This window comes from Sphingobacterium sp. B29 (assembly GCF_001952815.1).
Classification (GTDB): domain Bacteria; phylum Bacteroidota; class Bacteroidia; order Sphingobacteriales; family Sphingobacteriaceae; genus Sphingobacterium; species Sphingobacterium siyangense.
Genome location: NZ_CP019158.1, coordinates 4758191 through 4775925, shown reverse-complemented (window position 1 = coordinate 4775925; position 17735 = coordinate 4758191). Strand labels below are relative to the sequence as shown.

Annotated in this window: 23 protein-coding genes; 14 read left to right on the top strand and 9 right to left on the bottom strand. The window is 39.5% G+C overall.

Features of this window, described 5'->3' with window-relative positions:
* Positions 1-89 precede the first annotated feature (89 nt).
* Positions 90-2513 (top strand): mechanosensitive ion channel family protein, encoded by a 2424-nt coding sequence (locus tag BV902_RS20585; RefSeq protein ID WP_083663693.1) that lies wholly within the window; start codon positions 90-92, stop codon positions 2511-2513.
* Positions 2514-2648: 135 nt separating this feature from the next.
* Here the strand turns inward: BV902_RS20585 and BV902_RS20580 are convergent, their stop codons facing one another.
* Together BV902_RS20580 and BV902_RS27805 are read right to left on the bottom strand one after the other, a co-directional pair.
* Positions 2649-3662, bottom strand: coding sequence for a metallophosphoesterase family protein (locus tag BV902_RS20580; protein ID WP_075993547.1), 1014 nt, complete (start codon positions 3660-3662; stop codon positions 2649-2651).
* Positions 3659-3994: a hypothetical protein gene (locus BV902_RS27805; protein ID WP_216640380.1), complete on the bottom strand. Its 336-nt coding sequence runs from the start codon at positions 3992-3994 to the stop codon at positions 3659-3661. Before BV902_RS27805 ends, BV902_RS20580 begins: the two co-directional genes overlap by 4 nt.
* 180 nt (positions 3995-4174) lie before the next feature.
* Between BV902_RS27805 and BV902_RS20570 the strand changes: the two genes are divergently transcribed.
* The 3 genes from BV902_RS20570 (at position 4175) to BV902_RS20560 (ending at position 6222) form a co-directional block, all read left to right on the top strand.
* Positions 4175-4531 carry a PKD domain-containing protein gene (locus BV902_RS20570; RefSeq protein WP_075993546.1) on the top strand — a complete coding sequence of 119 codons (357 nt, stop codon included), beginning with the start codon at positions 4175-4177 and terminating at the stop codon, positions 4529-4531.
* Between the two features lie 41 nt (positions 4532-4572).
* Entirely contained in the window at positions 4573-4962 is a 390-nt protein-coding gene (locus tag BV902_RS20565; protein ID WP_237241755.1) for a hypothetical protein, read from the top strand.
* Positions 4963-5328: 366 nt separating this feature from the next.
* Positions 5329-6222: a sensor histidine kinase gene (locus BV902_RS20560; protein WP_157626155.1), complete on the top strand. Its 894-nt coding sequence runs from the start codon at positions 5329-5331 to the stop codon at positions 6220-6222.
* Positions 6223-6389: 167 nt separating this feature from the next.
* On the opposite strand, the gene BV902_RS20555 is transcribed toward BV902_RS20560, so the two are convergent.
* Complete coding sequence (locus tag BV902_RS20555) at positions 6390-7076, bottom strand: class I SAM-dependent methyltransferase (RefSeq protein ID WP_075993544.1); 687 nt, start codon at positions 7074-7076, stop codon at positions 6390-6392.
* A gap of 206 nt (positions 7077-7282) precedes the next feature.
* Positions 7283-8002 (bottom strand): hypothetical protein, encoded by a 720-nt coding sequence (locus BV902_RS20550; protein WP_075993543.1) that lies wholly within the window; start codon positions 8000-8002, stop codon positions 7283-7285.
* Between the two features lie 134 nt (positions 8003-8136).
* Between BV902_RS20550 and BV902_RS20545 the strand changes: the two genes are divergently transcribed.
* The 5 genes from BV902_RS20545 (at position 8137) to BV902_RS20525 (ending at position 11289) form a co-directional block, all read left to right on the top strand.
* Entirely contained in the window at positions 8137-8514 is a 378-nt protein-coding gene (locus BV902_RS20545; RefSeq protein WP_075993542.1) for a hypothetical protein, read from the top strand.
* Positions 8515-8597: 83 nt separating this feature from the next.
* Complete coding sequence (locus BV902_RS20540; RefSeq protein ID WP_075993541.1) at positions 8598-9452, top strand: FixH family protein; 855 nt, start codon at positions 8598-8600, stop codon at positions 9450-9452.
* 42 nt (positions 9453-9494) lie between these two features.
* Entirely contained in the window at positions 9495-9986 is a 492-nt protein-coding gene (locus BV902_RS20535) for a c-type cytochrome (RefSeq protein WP_157626153.1), read from the top strand.
* Positions 9987-10034: 48 nt separating this feature from the next.
* Positions 10035-10382, top strand: coding sequence for a hypothetical protein (locus BV902_RS20530; protein WP_075993540.1), 348 nt, complete (start codon positions 10035-10037; stop codon positions 10380-10382).
* A gap of 40 nt (positions 10383-10422) precedes the next feature.
* Positions 10423-11289, top strand: a complete 867-nt coding sequence (locus BV902_RS20525) for a helix-turn-helix domain-containing protein (protein WP_075993539.1) — start codon at positions 10423-10425, stop codon at positions 11287-11289.
* A gap of 24 nt (positions 11290-11313) precedes the next feature.
* On the opposite strand, the gene BV902_RS27460 is transcribed toward BV902_RS20525, so the two are convergent.
* Positions 11314-11460, bottom strand: a complete 147-nt coding sequence (locus BV902_RS27460) for a hypothetical protein (protein WP_157626152.1) — start codon at positions 11458-11460, stop codon at positions 11314-11316.
* A 284-nt stretch (positions 11461-11744) separates the two neighbouring features.
* Here BV902_RS27460 and BV902_RS27595 point away from each other — a divergent pair, with 284 nt between their 5' ends.
* Entirely contained in the window at positions 11745-11918 is a 174-nt protein-coding gene (locus BV902_RS27595) for a hypothetical protein (RefSeq protein WP_167512259.1), read from the top strand.
* 33 nt (positions 11919-11951) lie between these two features.
* On the opposite strand, the gene BV902_RS20520 is transcribed toward BV902_RS27595, so the two are convergent.
* Both BV902_RS20520 and BV902_RS20515 read right to left on the bottom strand, forming a co-directional pair.
* Positions 11952-12710 carry a TIGR03915 family putative DNA repair protein gene (locus BV902_RS20520; RefSeq protein ID WP_075993538.1) on the bottom strand — a complete coding sequence of 253 codons (759 nt, stop codon included), beginning with the start codon at positions 12708-12710 and terminating at the stop codon, positions 11952-11954.
* Entirely contained in the window at positions 12710-13963 is a 1254-nt protein-coding gene (locus BV902_RS20515) for a putative DNA modification/repair radical SAM protein (RefSeq protein ID WP_075993537.1), read from the bottom strand. Before BV902_RS20515 ends, BV902_RS20520 begins: the two co-directional genes overlap by 1 nt.
* Before the next feature lie 182 nt (positions 13964-14145).
* Between BV902_RS20515 and BV902_RS20510 the strand changes: the two genes are divergently transcribed.
* Positions 14146-14652 carry a pyridoxamine 5'-phosphate oxidase family protein gene (locus tag BV902_RS20510; protein WP_075993536.1) on the top strand — a complete coding sequence of 169 codons (507 nt, stop codon included), beginning with the start codon at positions 14146-14148 and terminating at the stop codon, positions 14650-14652.
* Between the two features lie 91 nt (positions 14653-14743).
* Here the strand turns inward: BV902_RS20510 and BV902_RS27455 are convergent, their stop codons facing one another.
* Together BV902_RS27455 and BV902_RS20505 are read right to left on the bottom strand one after the other, a co-directional pair.
* Positions 14744-14896, bottom strand: coding sequence for a lmo0937 family membrane protein (locus BV902_RS27455; RefSeq protein WP_112376008.1), 153 nt, complete (start codon positions 14894-14896; stop codon positions 14744-14746).
* 53 nt (positions 14897-14949) lie between these two features.
* Positions 14950-15456, bottom strand: a complete 507-nt coding sequence (locus BV902_RS20505) for a ClbS/DfsB family four-helix bundle protein (protein ID WP_075994899.1) — start codon at positions 15454-15456, stop codon at positions 14950-14952.
* Positions 15457-15823: 367 nt separating this feature from the next.
* On the opposite strand from BV902_RS20505, the gene BV902_RS20500 reads away from it, so the two are divergent.
* The 3 genes from BV902_RS20500 to BV902_RS20490 all read left to right on the top strand — a co-directional run bounded on the left by BV902_RS20500 (position 15824) and on the right by BV902_RS20490 (position 17707).
* Positions 15824-16273: a protein-disulfide reductase DsbD N-terminal domain-containing protein gene (locus BV902_RS20500; protein WP_075993535.1), complete on the top strand. Its 450-nt coding sequence runs from the start codon at positions 15824-15826 to the stop codon at positions 16271-16273.
* 194 nt (positions 16274-16467) lie between these two features.
* The gene (locus tag BV902_RS20495; protein WP_075993534.1) at positions 16468-17085 is read left to right on the top strand and encodes a hypothetical protein; all 618 of its coding nucleotides are present in this window, start codon (positions 16468-16470) and stop codon (positions 17083-17085) included.
* 25 nt (positions 17086-17110) lie between these two features.
* A complete protein-coding gene (locus BV902_RS20490; RefSeq protein WP_172840716.1) occupies positions 17111-17707 on the top strand; it encodes an outer membrane beta-barrel protein in 597 nt (198 codons plus the stop codon).
* Positions 17708-17735: the final 28 nt, after the last annotated feature.

Below are 17735 nucleotides of genomic sequence, written 5' to 3'. Positions count from 1 at the left end.
GATGAAACAATATTAAAGCAATATATGTACATTTAGGTGTTCGTAGTACAATTTAAATACCTAAAGGAAAAAAATAAACTTCAAGGGCAATGAGTAGGAAATTTTTAGCGTGTTTCTTCATCATACTGTTTTCAAAGGTGCTATTTGGTAATCCGCAAGATTCTCTTCAACAGGGATTTGTCGCCAAGACGGAACGATTTTTTAAAGAATCGGCTAAAAGGAGTATCCGGGATTTGGAAATGGACCGTGCTGCAATCCGCCAAAATCGGGTATTGGAGGATATTAAGTTATTGGCGAGCCAATCGCGTTCCTTTCTGCACAAAGGTTTCGATTCGTTGAGCGTGGACCAGGGGCTGAAGGAGCTGATCATCTTACACGATATTGCAAAAGATGGTGTTTTCGAAAACAAGGGGTCTGCCCAATCATCGCGCAATCTTACAGTGACCTTCAACATTTTGAACGCACTTTCCATAGAGGTAAGGAGTTTAAAACGCGATATGGACCGTTATCAGGATAGGCTCACAAATTATCAGTTGGATCTCGACTCTTTGAGCAATGACCCCGCACTTTTTGTCATCTCCAAGGATTCTGCTAATCTTGCCCGGTATATGAACAGGATTCGGGTGATCGCAAGGGAGATTTCACCCATTACGCTGAAATTGGCAGAGCGGATCAACAGTGTCCACGAACTGCAGAATAAAATTAATATCGAGCTGGCACGGCTGGAATCGGATATGGAGGAGGTGCTCTACTACCAGAACAGGCTCTCTAACCGAACGATAGCTCGCAACTTTGTCAATATTTGGGTCCCAAGTAAGTTTGAACGACCGATGAATGAAATCCTCTTCTTCTCATTCGTGAAAGCAAAATGGCTCTATTTCTATTATTTGAGAGCGCATCTGGGAAAACTGCTTTTCTTTTTTCTGGCAACCCTGGTCGTCGTTTCCTATGTTTATGTATTGCGCGGGAGGATCAACGATAAAAATACGGTTCAGTCAAGTCTGTTGTTGCACCGACCGCTTCTGAGTGGGTTAATCATCGGACTGTGCGTCATGCAATTTATATTTCCCGCACCACCTTTTGTGTGTACGATCACCATATTGACTGTTGCCTCGGTCTTTTTATCCCTCGTTTTTAGACCGGCAATAACAGGGTATTGGATGGCGATATGGCTTTCCATTCTGACCCTTTTTATTTTAGCCGGATTAGATAACCTCGTGCTTCAACCTTCACGATCGGAACGTTGGTTGATTCTTGTCATTGCTAGCCTTTCCTGCCTGGTCGGTCTGCTGGCGCTCTTGAATAAGAAACGTCGCGACGAGATCAAAGAACGCTGGATACTTTTTCCAATTGCATTTATGGTTTTCCTGGAATTTGGGTCCATTATAATGAACCTTTTTGGGCGTTTCAACCTTAGTAAAGTGCTTTTGGTGGCGGGATTGACAAATGCTGTGGTTTTTATTTTGTTTTTGTGGGTGATTCGATTGGTCAATGAAGGATTGCAATTGGCTTCTTCGGTCTATCAGAAGCAGGAAAGAAGATTATTTTATATCAATTATAATAGGGTGGGCAAAAGAGCCCCGGTTTTTTTCTATGCGGTATTGATTGTTGGATGGTTTGTGCTCTTTGGCCGAAATTTCTACGAATTCAGGTTCCTTGCAGATCCATTGAGAGACTTTTTGGAAACCGAACACCGTTTGGGTAACTATCAGTTTTCTGTCAATAACCTCGCGGTGTTTCTATTAATTATGGTCTGTGCAACGGTGCTTTCGAAGATCGTTTCTTATTTTGCTGCGGACTCCCAATGGGAGAAAAAGGAAGGTGCGGCTCAGCATAAATTTAGACTGGGAAGTTGGATTTTGCTCGTTCGGATCACGATTATCGTGATTGGATTTTTTCTGGCCTTTTCTGCGCTGGGGATTCCGGTTCAGCAGATCGGAATTATCGTAGGGGCATTGGGTGTAGGAATAGGTTTCGGCTTACAGACGCTTGTCAACAATCTTGTGAGTGGTTTGATCATTGCCTTTGAAAAGCCTGTGAATGTTGATGATCTAATTGAGATCGGTGGGCGATCGGGAAAAGTGAAATCTATCGGATTTCGCAGCAGTGTTATTGCGACAGCTGAGGGGGCCGATCTGATTATGCCGAATGGAGATCTGCTCAATGCACATGTGATGAACTGGAGCCAGGGTGGTGCCAAAAAACGTCTCAGTATTCGACTTGAGGTAAAATATGGGGTAGATCTTGAACGGGTAACTCAGCAGCTTAAAAAAATAATGGACGAGGACGAGCAGATTCTTTCTTCAGGTGGCACTGCTGTGCAATTTGTGCAGGTGAGCTCGCAGGCACTGGTGGTCGAACTCTATTTTTGGGTCAGAATATCCAAAGATAGTGGCGGTGTCAAGAGCGGATTATTAACCAAAATTTATGCAGCTTTTGCTGATGAAGGTATCGATATGGCTTTGCCGATTCAACAGATAGTCCTCGATCAGACGGATAGCGAACAAAAGTAGAACCCAATCATTAGGGTTGCTCTGCTTGAAGATGTCGAAAGAAAGAAGTACAAAGAAGCCGCCTTTCCGTTATGGAAAGCGGCTTCTTTTTTTAGATCAGGAGATTTTTTACCAGGCTATTCACTGATTGTTGCATCAGTACATTAGTTTACGGGAGTCGACTTTCGACGTAATGGGATAGACGTCTTTGTAAACATCAATTCCGGTTTGGTCGAGTGGAATGCCTGCCATAACGGTTTCCGTTCCCTGAATCGTAATATCTTTCTTACCAATCGATACCGTTGCCCAAATGGGATCCTGATAAACCAATGTGCGTTTTAAGATACCATGATCTTTATAGAACGCTGCATCAAAAGCTTTGCTCTCAAAGGTTTCGCCTGCCCAATAGTACGAAGAGCTATTGATCTGTACGTAGTGTATGCCGTTTATCTCATTGTGATAATTGAGGTGATGGTGTCCTGTCAAAACGAGAATGACTTTGTTGAAACCCGCTTCCTTGTTGATTTGTTTAAGTAAATAGCGTACCTGCATGCCATTATCTAAGCCGCCCATGGTATTATCGAGCCCTTGATGGCAAAAAATAATCGTTCTAAGTTTTGTCTGTTGGAGATCCTGTTTTAACCAACTAAGCTGTTCTTTTCCAATGGTACGTGGATAGCCTTCAATCTTATTTTCGGGATCTTTTTCATTGCCGTCCAGCACCACAAAGTGGAAACCTTTATCGTCAAAAGAATAATAGGGGGATGTTGCATCCCAGAAAGCCAAAGCCTGCTGTTTGGTAAATCCGCCGTCGGTATCGTGGTTGCCCAGTACGTAGTGTTTTTTACCCTTAAACTGTGCCCATATAGCCATCAGTTTTTTGTTAGCGGATTTTGGGAGACAGAAATCGCCTAAGGAAATAATGAAATCAGGCTGTTGTTGGTTCATTGCATCGATAAAAAGTTGAGCGCGACGTTCACCATCATGCATAAGGTCATAATGCAGGTCGGCAATAATACCGAATTTTAGGTTTTGCTGTCTCGCTTCCAAGTTCTCAGATGCTGCAGAGTCTAGGTCTGTATGTGTTTTTGCAAAGCTGAATGCGGCGGGAACTAAAAGTCCCGAAATACCCAGGCTGCCAATTTTTAGGAATTTTTTTCGGTTTATCATGGTTTTTTAATTGATATTGATTTTGGGCTTTGGACAAAACTAATGATTGTTGCACATATCGCACATATTAGCGCAACGAAAAGAAATATATTGGCAGTATTGCCCGTGTAATCGATCAGCTTGCCAAACAAAGGTTCACCGACAGCAGCAAATACATACGCAAACATATTCATTACACCAATGCCTGTCCCGACGAGCCTGATGCCACAGCGTGTGGTATAACGTATGTTGACCAAAATTTCACCATCCTGCAAAGGTGGAATAGGTTTAATCACTTTGGAGAGCGCTGTATTGGCACGATCAAATACGTAATATGTTGCTAGGTTTTTCATTTTATATAAAAATACATAAGTTTTGTAATACTAAACAAAGTTTATTTGTACTGTATTTTTAAATAATTAAGTTTTTGTGAATTATGTGTTATTTTTCTTCAAGAAAAAAAATGGACAAAGTGAAAACGTTGTTACGGATATCTTGTTATCTTGTCAAAAAAAGTGTAATCAGATTATTCTATGGAACTTGTAAAAAAGAGCCTACTGTTTTTGGGGCTGATAGCAGTCTCTTCCTGCGGTGATAAAGTTGAGAAGAGCGTGGTGGATTGCTTCGGTCAATCCATTCTAGTTGATGTGGATCACAAAGCTTCAGAATCAAATGCATCAAAGATTGATTTTAACATTACATATACCGGCAAGCAAACAGTGGACAATGCGGTTCGCTGGGACTTTGGTGATGGCACGGTGCAAGATTTTACAGGACGAGATGCGAGTCATACCTACACAAAAGCGGGGACGTATACAGCCATTGCTAAGGTAGGATTGAACAATGGACATTGCTCTTTCGATATTAAAGAAACAGTAACGATAAAATAGCGTTTTTAAGTTAGATATACCCCTATAATTATACCCTTATCATGAAAAAGAAATATTTTTTTACGATGACCTTGCTGAGTATGTTTTTTTCGGTAATGGCCCAGGAGAACAAAAAGGTAAATACGGGCTGCGGTATGGCATCTACCTATGCCGAGATGGCCTTTATGAGCTTTAAAAAAGCCTATCAGGCTGGATCACTGGATGATGCCAAAGTTTTGCTTAAGGACGCCGTAGGTAAAGCAAAAGAAGCTTCTGCCTACAGTATAATTCCAGATTGCAATTGTGCGAATGCCAAAAATTATTCACTTAATGCGGTAATCTTTGGAAATAAGGCGTTAAAAGCAGCTGATTTGGACAATCTGAAAAAGTGGGCCAAGAAAGCGATGGATATGTCACTGGATGTGATGACAGCCATACCCAAACGCAAATAATTTTGAGCATATTCAGTAGACTTTAGGCAGGCTTTGGAAATTTAGGAAATCTTTGCTGAAAGTGCAGCATCGCCGAAATGGATTTAAAAATAGATTGGTTTATTTGGTGAATTAACAAAAATAAAATACTTAAAACTATTTTACTGAGCTATTGTTCATTAGACCAAAGGTATATAAGGTATACGTCTATTAGAGGATAGTTTTTTTTTAAAGGCTAGGTCAATATTGATCTAGCTTTTTTTTTAATGAATTAAGAAAGAATCGAGGTAAGTGTAATTTTTTTTAAGGTAAATTTTTTAATTAGCATGTGATTGTTTAGCTTTGATATTCCATTAGTCATTATTGTTAATTTATTACCTAAAAATTGTGCAAAGCCAAACTATTATTACCTTACTTATTGTTGGAATAGTCATCAGTAAAACGCTGATAGGCGTACTGATCTACTTTTTAATCCGAAAGAATCGGTTGTTAAAGGTCGAGCAGCTCAAATTGACGACCGCAAACAGTATCCTCAGTGAACAGGCAATTCGTATTCACCATTATAATGAAGAATTAAAAATTGCCGAGAGTTTCAAGACTAAAGTCTTATCGATTGCCTCACATGATCTAAGAGCGCCATTTGCATCGGTCGAAATTTTGTTGGCGATTGATGATATTTCTCTAGTTGATAAGGAGGAGCTTAAACTCATCTTTTTAAATCTAAAAGGACAAGTGGCTAGATCGCGTACGATGTTGGAAGAGGTCTTACTATGGACAGAGTCACAACTCCGGGATAAACTTGAAAATACCGAGAACTGTAATATTCGCGATCAAATTGATGCGGTATTGGGGATCTATACGCTAGAAATCCAGCGTTTCAATTTACAGATCATAAATTCGGTGAGTCCGGATTTTTGGGCGGATACACATAAAGGAATTCTCGCTTTTGTGCTTAGAAATGTGATTAGCAACGCCATTAAATATGGACGAGTCGGCGGTAGCATTGTGCTGCAACTGATAGATGATCCGAACGATCGGTGGGAACTTATCGTCAGCAACGAAGGGGAAGAACTTACGTCGGAAGTCCTCCATAATCTAAATTTTGTCAATAGCTGGGACCGTAAAAAATCTGAGAGCAAAAATGGTGCAGGGTTGGGTATCTCCCTCTGTAAGGATTTGATCAAACGGATTGATGGAAAAATGCAGTTCGAGAATCAGCATGGTACAGGCGTTTCTGTTCGGATCTCGTTTCCGCGGAAGGCTTATCAGGCTGTCTCTTGATAACAATCTATCTACTGTAAAAGCCCGATATAGATCGGGCTTTTTTGATGAAAATTTAAATGACAAACTTAGTTTTTCATGAAAGATCGGTTGGTATGAAAGATCCGTAAACCAATTATTTTGCGGTTTTTCCAGACGAAAAACACATCAAAGGTGTTGAACAAATTTTACTTTTTGATAGCCTCTAGCATAAAAAGTCCTTCAGTTTCGAAAGGGAGTTCAAGAATACGATTTTGTGCATCCATATCGACTTCAATAGAATCAAATCCAACTGCTTCCAATAGTTCGACGTCTTTGGCAGGACGTGGATGTGCACTGATGTCCAATGCCGATTTGATGTCATTGATCTGATCGATGGCGCCCGATGGGCATTCATCGTGCCTGTCGGTACTAAAGACCGTTTTCCCAAAATCGGCATCCAGGTTGATCAGTTTTCCACCCGGTTTAAGTACACGTTCCATCTCGCGGTAGCATTTTTCAAGATCGGGGATGGTCCATGTCATCAACCTGGTGAAGACGAAGTCAAAGGTGTTGGCTTCAAATTGTAGTACTTGTGCATCCATGACCCGATAGTCTACGCGAAGTTCTAGTTCTTCGCTGACGAGTTTTGCATATTCAATCATCTGCGGGGAGAGGTCAACGGCAGTAACTTCAAAACCGGCAAGGGTCATAATGTTGGCAAAATATCCGGTAGCAGTACCAACTTCAAGTACTTTATTGCCCGTAGTCTGGCTACGGACCGACTTGAAAAACGCAAGCCAGCGTTCGGTCTCCGGCCGGGACCAAGCTTCATCCCTTTCCTTGCGCCAGGAGCTACTACGGTCATTCCAATATGCTGTTATTCTTTTAATCATCGTAATAATGTTAACGGGTACAAATTTATCCATTTTATCAGCAACAATTGCTGGAATTTATGTCATATCTCCGATCAGCTTATTTTGGATTTTTATTCTGCTTGCCTCAGCTGCGAACATTAATATCACCCAGCCAATGCACCAACGTAGTAATAAATAATAAGCAATACCTGTTGAATATTACACGATGACGTGGGTGATTTTGCTCAGGAAAACAAATTTTTGCTGTTTTTTGATTGTTTCAGTTCATCAATAGTCCGGTTGTATCGATCATAAATGACTTTTTCAGGTTCAAAATTTGGATTAGGTTTCCAATATTCTTCGATCTGAATCGTATTTTCCCTTAAGGTGGTCTTTGAGCTCAGTAGTGTTCCTTTTCCATGGACTTCGTTTATGTCAACGGGGTTGATGGTGGAAAAATGTTTCTCTAGCATTTTCTGGATTTCGCGAAAATTGCTGCAATTTTCGTAAATAACGACCTTTTTACTTGTTTTTATCAAGGGTAAGAGAACTTTCGCTATCCATCCTGGCTTTTCTGAGGCGATTTGCAATGCCGGTTGTGTCAGATAAAAGTTGAACTGCGCCTGGTCGTCGCTGTGGTAGTTGCTGTAGATAATGGTCTCGATAATTTCCCAGGAGATAAATTGGGTTGTTTTTAGCAAGGGGATTTGATAGTATAGGCCTTTATGATCGGATGTTACACTTTCCTGTTGGGCAATCTGTCGTGTTATGGTTTTTTCGGATACTCGAAATCCAACGGTCATACCGTACAGGATAATACCGGGGAATAGTATGAAAAGTCCAGAAACGACATATCCTCCCACAACTTTGCTTTCATGAACCATCATCAATATGGTCAAAGCTATTCCGATGCATATAAACAGCCCAAGTAATAATTTAATGACTAAAAGAGGATTAAACTTCATTTGCTCAAAGCGCGTGATTTTTAGCTAAATGTACTAAAACTTCTTGATGTTTTAGAAAACATTTGGGCGTTTTGAAAAGAGGCAGTTCGTTGCTGATATGTCAATAATTAGTATATTTGCTTCACTAGCGATACATGAAAGCGAAACAATTGATATGGATTTTACTGCCGCTGATGCTCCTGCAGAGCTTCTCGTCGGTTTGGCTATGGACTGTTTTTGAATTTAACAGAGATTATATCGCTAAGAATGAGTGTATCAATCGATTCAACGAAAAGGCACTTTCCTGTAGAGGACAATGTATTTTGATGAAGAAAATGCGTGAACATGAGGAGAAGGAACAAAAGAACCTGGAATCTCGTATAATCGACGTTGTATTTATCAATAATCAGCAATGTTTTAACCTTGATATCGCTTTTTTTGAAGAAGCAGCTGCGGAGACCTTACTTCCAGCATATCAGGCAAACTATTCCTATAGACCAATCTTTACTATTTTTCATCCACCTTTGGTTTAAGTCATTTTGCTTTTCGTACGGGCTGTCGGCATGTTGACTGATGGCAGGTACTGTCTATTTTCAAAAGATTTAAATCAATACATATGAATTTATATTCCCGTGTCGGGACTGTCGGGGGCGTAATCTTACTGCTACTCGCGTTTTCAGTTGCTTTTTCAACTTCATCCTGTACTGCCGACCATTCAAAAAAGAAGGGTAAGAATGCTACGGATTTTATCCTGCCTGAGGAGTCCGATCTGGTCTTTATAGCGGATACTGTTTGGGATGTTACCAATTATACCGTATATGCGGATGCCAAACTCAACAATAAATATCATACCATTTATCTGCGTTTAAGAGATACCTCGGGAATTCCGATCAATGACAAATCCCTTGATTTCTATCCAGAAATGAGTATGGGACGTATGAAGCATGGAGGCCCCTTTGAGCATCCCGTCGCGCTCGGCGAAGGCTGGTATCGAGGCCCAATGGTTTTTATTATGGCAGATATCCCGCAGATGGGAAAGGGCTGGCAATTACATACGATACGTAGTCACAATCGCCTAAAAGATACACTTGCCATCAAGATTCCGGTTACTTCAGCAGCAACCATGCGAACAATGAGCTCAGGAACTAGAGACGATAGTCGCGTATTTATTTCCTGCCTATTGCCTGATAGCGTAAAGCAGGGAAAGCATCCGATCCGATTTTTAATGAATAAAATGGATGGTCATCATTTTCCGGTATTAGATCATTATGTCGTTAAACTAAAGATCAATAGGCCTACTACGGAAACGGGGTCTTCGGAAAATTTTGCTGCTGAAAGTACAGGTAATGGTTACTATGAAGGCACTGTTAATTTTTCTATGCCTGGTCGTTGGGAAGTCATTGTCGAACTATGGAAAGAGGGCAAAAAATCAAATCAGGATGATATAAAATATCTGGTGCAGGTCACTTAATACAAACAGAATTTATTTTACCAATATACTTAAACAATAAAAATGAAAAAGAGAATCAACGTAATCCTAGGCTGTTTCGGTTTTGTAGCTATACTGGCGTGCAGCGGAAATGAGGGTACAAAAGTCAAGAAAGAAGATAGTGCCCAGCAACCTTCCGTAGATGAGCCTGCGGCTATGCTCGATTATAAAACAGAGGGATCCAAAGGTGTAGGAACCATTACGTCCTTTGAACACAAACCCTTTGATGCGCAGCTTGCAAATAGAGGTGTAGAACTATTTGTGTCGAAATGTGCAATGTGCCATAGTTTTGACCGCACATTAGTAGGACCATCATTGGATGCTGTCATCAAACGTCGTACCCCGGAGTGGATTATGAACATGATGCTAGATCCGGCAACCATGCTGGAGAAAGATGCCGACGCAAAAGTACTTAGCAAGGAATATGGTTCGCCAATGATTAGTTTGGGCTTGAAGCAAGAAGAGGCACGTGCCATTTTAGAATATTTGCGCGAACGTAATAGCACAACAAAATAGATCGGATCAATGAAGTTTCAGCGCTGTAGATGGTGGTTTTGTATGATAATGGCTTGGGCAATATGTGTGCAGGCAACCAATCTATTGTGGGCATTTATTGAATTTGAGTGCAATCGCACGTATATCGAGCAAAATCTCTGCGTCAATCGTTTTGAACCGGCAGTGAGCTGCAAAGGTTTCTGTTTCCTCAGCGAAAAGACGGTTGAACAAAAGGATGTGAACAATGTGCTTGCCAAAATGAAGGGGGTGGAAATATTGGTCTTTGTGCAGTATGTGAAGGAAATCTTGCTGTGCTATCCAATAGTACCTGCTGTGAAGACTGTCTATCCGAAAGACTTTGCCTCCGATACCTTCGGAGGTATACTACCTGAAATTTTTAGACCGCCTATCATTTGATTATTCTACAAATATTTTTTTACAGAATAATCATAAAGAAATGGTAATACGAAAAGAGAAACTAGATTTTCTAAAATTAGAAGATATTGATTCCACTTCGAAGGGAATCGTTATTATGCCTATAGCAGCTTTTTTACAAGCTAAAGCAAATCAAAATACGCTCCATCTAAGATCTTTTTATACCCTTTTGTTTATCAAGGGTGGTGAACTGTCTATGGTAGCGGATCAGAGCGTACAGATTATAGCTGCCCATGATATAATCAGCATAAATTCAAATTGTGTGTGTAGTTTTCAGGCAGGTTCGTCTGTAGAAGGATACAGTGTCTTATTTACAGAATCTTTTTTCATGGAAAGGCAGAACACTGCTGTAAGAAAATCCTTTCATTTTTTAAGGAGTAGATGTAAGCACGCTTTTGTGCACTCGAAAGAAGATATGATCAGTTGTCTACATATAGTAAGTTTGATGGAAACTGCTTATAATTCAGTTAAATTGAGTGCTCACGGTGTATTGAGCCGCTACTTAACCATGTTGCTTCAGATTTTGGGACGGCATATCGTGGTCGATCATGTAGTTGTAAAGCAGGAGGATGATGACGATAAAATCCGAAGTTTCGAATCTTTGGTTGATAGTCATTATGCGCAGCAGCGTTATCCGTCATTTTATGCAGCGCAATTGAATATATCGATCAACTATCTTAATCGGATTTGTCGAAAAAAAAGATCGACGAGCTGCGGTACTATTATCCGTGGACGCATACTATTGGAGGCCGAGCGATTGCTTTATCATACTTTTAAAACGGTAAAAGAAATTGCCTTTGAACTTGGTTTTGAAAATGTACCATATTTCAGTACATTTTTTAAAGCAAATAAAGGAATGAGTCCTGAGGAGTTTAGGAAAAATTGTTGATGTAAATATGACTAAAAGCCTTTTTCATGTAGTTGAAAAAGGCTTTATGTTTATTTTTTTCTTTTCCGATTTTTTCTTACCATCAACAGGTAAATCCAATATAGCCATTAATAATAGATAATAACCTTTTTCCAATCCTATTTTTTGCGCTTTTTGGTGTATAGTGTCCATATCTTTAGTCAATTATTGTTTAAATTCTATTTTGCTATTTGGGTAAACAGAATCAAATGCTGTACCCAAAAGCTTCCCTTGGCCCGTTAACCGTATTTTTAGGGTGTAAATAACGTAGCGCATTCACTTTGTGACAAAAAATACGGACTGCTCAAGTATTTAATGCAGTGAACGTATCGGACGTATCCGCAGTGAGATGTAAAAAGTACATGAACGTCATTGCTGTAAAACATTTTCAAGGCCAGTATTGTCATACTTCCAATTAATAATTAAAACAGGTATTTATGAAAAAGATAATTCCATTTGCGCTCATGTCGAGTTTATTGGTGCTCGTGTCTAGCTGTGCAGCAATTGAAGGTATATTTAAAGCTGGTGTATGGTCGGGCATCTTATTGGTTGTTGTCGTAGTCGCTATTGTCATTTGGTTGGTGAGCAAGCTGTTTGGCGGATCAAAATAATGATATGAAATAGGATTTTCACTAATTAGGGACTTATTGTTTTTCGACGAGATATTTCCAGTAACGTTTGGGAACATGTCTTAAGTGAAGCTTCAGGTTTTTGCGTGATTCAATAGAGGTACTCTTAAAATAAGTCTTCCAGAGATGCTGATAATCTTTTTCTTGAGGATCGAGATCCACTTCTAGCTGATATGGATCTTGAACCTCATGTGTATTGTTGTTGGATACCTCCAAGATATTTTTGCGATCATAATGGAAGCCATAGTTTCGCCGTATATCATAAATTAACCAGCACTGGTCGGCAAATCGGTTTTTAAAGAAGTCTACAACCAGGGGAATCACATTGAAATCGGGTTCAACGATGGCTGTGTAGAGATTATCGTTAGACTTGACAAATCGGATAAAAGCCTTCATGCGGTGTCGTTCGCGGCTGATCTTTTTGATCGTCTGATGGATACGGAGTACAGGTGGGTATCCATAATTGCGTATATCCAATTTTCCCCTTCGAAAAAGTTCGATGATCAACCGAAATCCATTGAGCCATTCAGATTGATTATCGGACAAAAAGTTATGATAAAAAATTTTTGTTTCTTGTGCTCCGAGTATCTTTTCCATTCCCACTAAAATGCGCATGGCTTTTTTTACATCAGTATGAACCTGTCGCTTCTCCGAAAAAATATTAATTTCCATAGACTTTTCTGTTGTGGGAATGCTATCAAATTCTTTCCGTTCAAAGGCTTCAAATACACAACAGAGGTATCCGGAATAACTTCCGTCAAAAATATAGTCCATTAGAAAAGTGTTAGCTGTGTATTGGAAGCCGTGACCAGTGTACGCGGGTTACTTTCAAGAATAGACTTTCTGATTTTTTCGGGATAATGGAAGCCTCCTGCTATGCATGTATCTTGGCAAACCATAAAATATTTGGCGCGATTATAGGCAATTCCTATTTTTCGAAGTTGATATTCCTTTAATTTTCCATATTTGCGCGACTGTACAATTTTGTTTGCGGATTGCCTGCCAATACCGGGGATTCGGATAATCCACTCATACGTAGCGCTGTTGATGTCGATGGGAAAGAATTGTGGGTTGCGTAGCGCCCAAGCAAGCTTAGGGTCTATTTCTAGATCGAGATGTTGATGCGTGCTGTTGAGTATTTCATGAAGCGAAAAACCATAAAACCGAAGTAGCCAATCCGTCTGATAAAGTCTGTTTTCACGTACAAGAGGTGGTGATGTCCCAATTTGGGGAAGGTTGGAATCGGTCGCGTTGATGGGAATATAACCCGAATAATAAACCCGTTTGAGATCGTAATCTTTATAGAATGTATTGGCGGCCTGCATAATCTGTAGGTCGCTCTCTGGAGTTGCTCCAATAACCAGCTGTGTACTTTGGCCTGCTGGTACAAACAAGGGTGTTTTCTTCTCTTTTTTTCGATCCTGCCGAAGGTTGAGGATTTCATTTTTAATAATCGCTAGAGGCTCGCGAACGGATTGATGATCCTTTTCGGGAGCAACTAGCTTGAGTCCCTCCTCAGTGGGAATTTCGAGGTTCACACTCATCCGGTCAACATATAGACCTGCTTCTTTTAATAACGATTCACTCGCACCCGGAATGGCCTTGAGATGGATATAACCATTAAACCGTTCTTCCGTCCGAAGTTTCTTGACGACCAACATTAAGCGTTCCATGGTATAGTCGGCAGATTTGAAAATACCCGAACTTAAAAAAAGACCCTCAATATAATTACGACGGTAGAAGTTCATGGTCAATTCGACAATTTCCTTTACCGAAAATGCTGCCCGTTGTACGTCATTGCTTCGTCGGCTCACACAAAATGAACAGTCGTAGATGCAATAATTGGTCATTAAAATTTTTAGCAGGGAGACGCAGCGACCATCTTCGGTGTAGGTATGACAAATGCCACTAGTCGATGAATCACCTATACCACCACTATTTTTTCGTTTACTTCCGCTTGAGCTGCAACTTACGTCATACTTAGCGGCATCAGCTAATATTTGCAATTTATCATCAAAACCAAACATGATTTATTTTCTACTATTTTGATGTAAAATTACTAATATTATTAGTATTAAGGATGCGTAAAATTACTTGATTTGCCTTTTTTTATTCGTACTTTTCCCCTTTCACTACCCAAGATAGCCTGAATTTGCTGAAAAAATAAACGATTTTCTACAGGATACTGTTCCTTAATAAACGACATATTATGGCAGAGAATAATTTAAATAACAAAGAAGCTTTAGATAAGCTTAAAGCAATTGTAGATCAAATCGATGTGGGAACAGTGTGTTCATTCCCAGCTGAATCGGAGTATCCACATGGGGTTCCAATGAGTAGACAAGAAGTAGACGAAGATGGAGATATTTGGTTTATTTGTTCTGCTGAGAGCGATACCTTTAAGAATATCGCACAAAACCCAAAAGCTTCCTTATTTTATGCGGACCCAAAACACTACACCTTTCTAAGTATAAATGGTAAAGCGAGTCTTTCGCGAGATCAGGAAAGGATAGATCGTTACTGGAACAAAATGATGGAAGGATGGTTTGATAAAGGTAAGGAGGATCCCAATATCCGATTGTTGCGTGTTACGCCTAAAGATGCTCATTATTGGGATTCAGACTCCAATATGATTGTCAACCTGTTTAAGATGCTAAAAGTTAGACTAACAGGTGAAACGGAAGATATAGGTAAAGAAGGAGATCTGAATATTTAAGTTTCTTAACTGAAGAATTTACAGCAAATACAAGCTCCTCAGCGTTAAAATGAGGAGCTTTTTATCGTAATCAATAAACTGCTTACAGTCTTCACGCGTTCCCTTTAATTACACGCAGAAGCACAGCAATGATAGCGATAACCAAAAGAATATGAATTAGCCCTCCGCCAACAAATCCGCCAAAAAAACTGATTGCCCATATCAGGACCAAAATAACAGCGATAGTATATAATAGATTTCCCATAGTAATGATTATATGTGTTTATTGAATAACAATATTTATCCAGCTATGGTTTACTATTTTTTTTCTTTTTTCCACTTACGGATTCTCCCGACTGCATTTTGATAAGGTGAAGCGGTGTTAAATTGAATCATTCTGCCTAAGGTCCATTTTCCATACCAGGTTACACCATAAAGCTGCATGTTTGTTTTTTGCTCAAGGAGTTCCACAATTGTTAAAACAGTTTGATCTAGTTTTGCGCACAAAGTCGTAAAATCGAGGTCGGCATAATCCTGATAAAATTTTTGAGCCAGTTTGCCTAGTTCATTCCATTTAAAACCAGTCTCCGGAAAATCAACCTCTTTGTCATCTTCACTTTTCTTATTCCATTTGAGAACCAGCTCACCCCAGCCAATTAAATAGGAAATTAGATTATTTATACTCATTACTGTTCCTTTAGCATGACCCTGGAGTATAAGAAGATTAGTTTGATCGACTGGAATATCGGAAAGTTCACAGACAAGATTACTGTAATTTGTACGGATAGCTTGAAGGAGTTCGTCTTTTGTGGTTGGTATAGCCATGGCATAAATGTGAATCATGCATAAGATACAGATAATTATGTAAAATTGATTCGCTCGGGATGGAGTTGTAGAGCAGAACGCGTTCACAAGCTCACAACAGACAATGTTTGACAATTCCCTTTGTTTTAGTCTGATAGCCTTTTTTGAATATATTACTGGAATTGAAAAAACTGAGCCTATAAAAGTGTAAAAAATATGGTTTAATTAGTTTTTTTTGATAAAATTTATTGTTTTATTGTGATCATATTGTGTTTTATTCTGTTTATAGCGAATATTGTTGTAAGCATTTAAGTGGTGTTTTTTACAGAAAAAATACTGTATGAAATGTGCTGCCGATGAAATAATAAACTGAAAAATTGATACAAACATGAAAAAGATTTTATTGTTAGTGACCGTGGTTATGTTCGCCGTTTCGGGCGCATTCGCTCAGATCCATAAACCTGTAAAATGGACTGTGGCCAGCAAAAAATTGAACAACAAGGAAGCTATGGTTTACGTGAAGGCTACCATTCAAGATGGTTGGCACATTTACTCTCAAAATGTAAAAGATGGAGGACCAATTCCAACATCTTTCAATTTCAGTAAAGCCGCTGACTATGCGTTGGTAGGTAAGACTGCTGAACCAAAACCAAAGATTAAACACGAAGAGGTTTTCAAAATGGATGTAGGATACTTTACAAATGAAGTGATCTTTCAGCAAAAAGTTTCGCTCAACAAAGGAACTGCAACAGTAAAAGGTACAGTGGAATGGCAAGCTTGTGACGCTTCACAATGTCTTCCTCCCGATGAATATGCTTTTGCTGTAACGATCAAATAATGTCATAAATAACAGCAATTAACCATCTAAAGCGATTTGGTGCTTGGGATAATTGATAGAAAAAGGAAAATTTAAGGATAAAGGCGAGGTATGATTACCTGGCCTTTTTTGTTTAAGAGCCCTTTGGTATAAAAAATAGCCCCTTTGGTATAATATGTTAAATCTATTTTTTACGGAATTTTAGTTTTGTTTAAATGGATTACACAAACTTACTTCAGCAGGCAGATCTTTTTTTAGTGCAGAGTTACCGCGAGAACCACAATCCACAACTGTGTTTTCACACGATTGATAGGGTTCGTGATATTGTAAATGCGGTAGTTATCCTGAGTGAAAAGTATAGCTTGACGGTCGAAGATAAATTCGTCGTAAATTGTGCCGCTTATTTTCAGGATATAGGTTATCTATTTGAAGGGGTAAAAGGAACCCGTCAGAGGAGCGTATCTGCAGCAAGGTGTTTTTTACAGGAACATTTGGTTGGAGAGTCCGTAATCAAAAAAGTTGAAATGTGCATTTTTGCAACAAGGCCCTCGAAAAAGCCAGAAAATCTGCTGGAGGAAATAGTTGTGGATGCGGTCTCATTTCATTTGGGGAGTAAAAGTTTTGTTGACCTTAATCAAAGGATGTATCTGGAAGTAAATTATAGAAAAAATCAGGTGGTCGATGAACGTATCTGGTGTGCACTGACCCTTGCCTTCTTGCGAACCCACAGGTACTTTACGAAGGAAGCGCGAATATTGAAGGAAAGTATAAAGAAAAATAATATAGCCTATTTTGTGAAGTTGCAAATTACAGGAAAACAGTTATTGGTCTAATGTAATGGTGTGTTTTATGGTAAAAATGATAAAGATAGATCGATTAAAGTTGAAGCATTGTACACTAGTTTGTTTTTTGATCGTGGGATTGTTCGGTTTCAAGACCGCATGTTACGGACAAATGGGGTTTGGACTTCGGGTTGGTGGTAATATTTCGCGTGCAAGTGGGAATGCATTTGGCGCCAATAGAATGGGATATCAATTGGGGGGAGATTTGATATTTGGGCTTAATAGCAAAATGGATATTCAAGTTGAACCTAGTTATAATTTAACCAGAATACGTGTTAATGACAACACAGCTTCCCTTTCCGGAGGTTTGTCTAAAGGGACCCGTTCGCTGAAATATCTCAACACTCCGGTGTACCTTAAAGTTAATTTTACAAGAAAATTTTCCATCCTGGGCGGTCTAGACCTTAATATGTTGCTCAATGACGACGCTTATAAGCTCAATGATGGAACACCAGCATTCAACAGTCGTACACGGATAGGTTACGCATTAGGGATAGACCTTGGCGCGCTGTATTTTAGATACCGACAGTTCAAAAAGAATAATAAAATTGTAGACAACTGGGATGCGCATATTGACCAGTATCAACTGGGATTTAAAGTGCGTTTGTTTTAAGCGAATAGTTCCACTGGTAGGTAACCTT

Bases quoted from the DNA above. Each gene is read 5' to 3' on its own strand.
- BV902_RS20585 (WP_083663693.1), top strand. From the start codon at position 90: ATGAGTAGGAAATTTTTAGCGTGTTTCTTCATCATACTGTTTTCAAAG.
- BV902_RS20580 (WP_075993547.1), bottom strand. From the start codon at position 3,662: ATGATAAACCGAAAAAAATTCCTAAAAATTGGCAGCCTGGGTATTTCG.
- BV902_RS27805 (WP_216640380.1), bottom strand. From the start codon at position 3,994: ATGAAAAACCTAGCAACATATTACGTATTTGATCGTGCCAATACAGCG.
- BV902_RS20570 (WP_075993546.1), top strand. From the start codon at position 4,175: ATGGAACTTGTAAAAAAGAGCCTACTGTTTTTGGGGCTGATAGCAGTC.
- BV902_RS20565 (WP_237241755.1), top strand. From the start codon at position 4,573: ATGAAAAAGAAATATTTTTTTACGATGACCTTGCTGAGTATGTTTTTT.
- BV902_RS20555 (WP_075993544.1), bottom strand. From the start codon at position 7,076: ATGATTAAAAGAATAACAGCATATTGGAATGACCGTAGTAGCTCCTGG.
- BV902_RS20550 (WP_075993543.1), bottom strand. From the start codon at position 8,002: ATGAAGTTTAATCCTCTTTTAGTCATTAAATTATTACTTGGGCTGTTT.
- BV902_RS20545 (WP_075993542.1), top strand. From the start codon at position 8,137: ATGAAAGCGAAACAATTGATATGGATTTTACTGCCGCTGATGCTCCTG.
- BV902_RS20540 (WP_075993541.1), top strand. From the start codon at position 8,598: ATGAATTTATATTCCCGTGTCGGGACTGTCGGGGGCGTAATCTTACTG.
- BV902_RS20535 (WP_157626153.1), top strand. From the start codon at position 9,495: ATGAAAAAGAGAATCAACGTAATCCTAGGCTGTTTCGGTTTTGTAGCT.
- BV902_RS20530 (WP_075993540.1), top strand. From the start codon at position 10,035: ATGGCTTGGGCAATATGTGTGCAGGCAACCAATCTATTGTGGGCATTT.
- BV902_RS20525 (WP_075993539.1), top strand. From the start codon at position 10,423: ATGGTAATACGAAAAGAGAAACTAGATTTTCTAAAATTAGAAGATATT.
- BV902_RS27460 (WP_157626152.1), bottom strand. From the start codon at position 11,460: ATGGACACTATACACCAAAAAGCGCAAAAAATAGGATTGGAAAAAGGT.
- BV902_RS27595 (WP_167512259.1), top strand. From the start codon at position 11,745: ATGAAAAAGATAATTCCATTTGCGCTCATGTCGAGTTTATTGGTGCTC.
- BV902_RS20520 (WP_075993538.1), bottom strand. From the start codon at position 12,710: ATGGACTATATTTTTGACGGAAGTTATTCCGGATACCTCTGTTGTGTA.
- BV902_RS20515 (WP_075993537.1), bottom strand. From the start codon at position 13,963: ATGTTTGGTTTTGATGATAAATTGCAAATATTAGCTGATGCCGCTAAG.
- BV902_RS20510 (WP_075993536.1), top strand. From the start codon at position 14,146: ATGGCAGAGAATAATTTAAATAACAAAGAAGCTTTAGATAAGCTTAAA.
- BV902_RS27455 (WP_112376008.1), bottom strand. From the start codon at position 14,896: ATGGGAAATCTATTATATACTATCGCTGTTATTTTGGTCCTGATATGG.
- BV902_RS20505 (WP_075994899.1), bottom strand. From the start codon at position 15,456: ATGGCTATACCAACCACAAAAGACGAACTCCTTCAAGCTATCCGTACA.
- BV902_RS20500 (WP_075993535.1), top strand. From the start codon at position 15,824: ATGAAAAAGATTTTATTGTTAGTGACCGTGGTTATGTTCGCCGTTTCG.
- BV902_RS20495 (WP_075993534.1), top strand. From the start codon at position 16,468: ATGGATTACACAAACTTACTTCAGCAGGCAGATCTTTTTTTAGTGCAG.
- BV902_RS20490 (WP_172840716.1), top strand. From the start codon at position 17,111: ATGATAAAGATAGATCGATTAAAGTTGAAGCATTGTACACTAGTTTGT.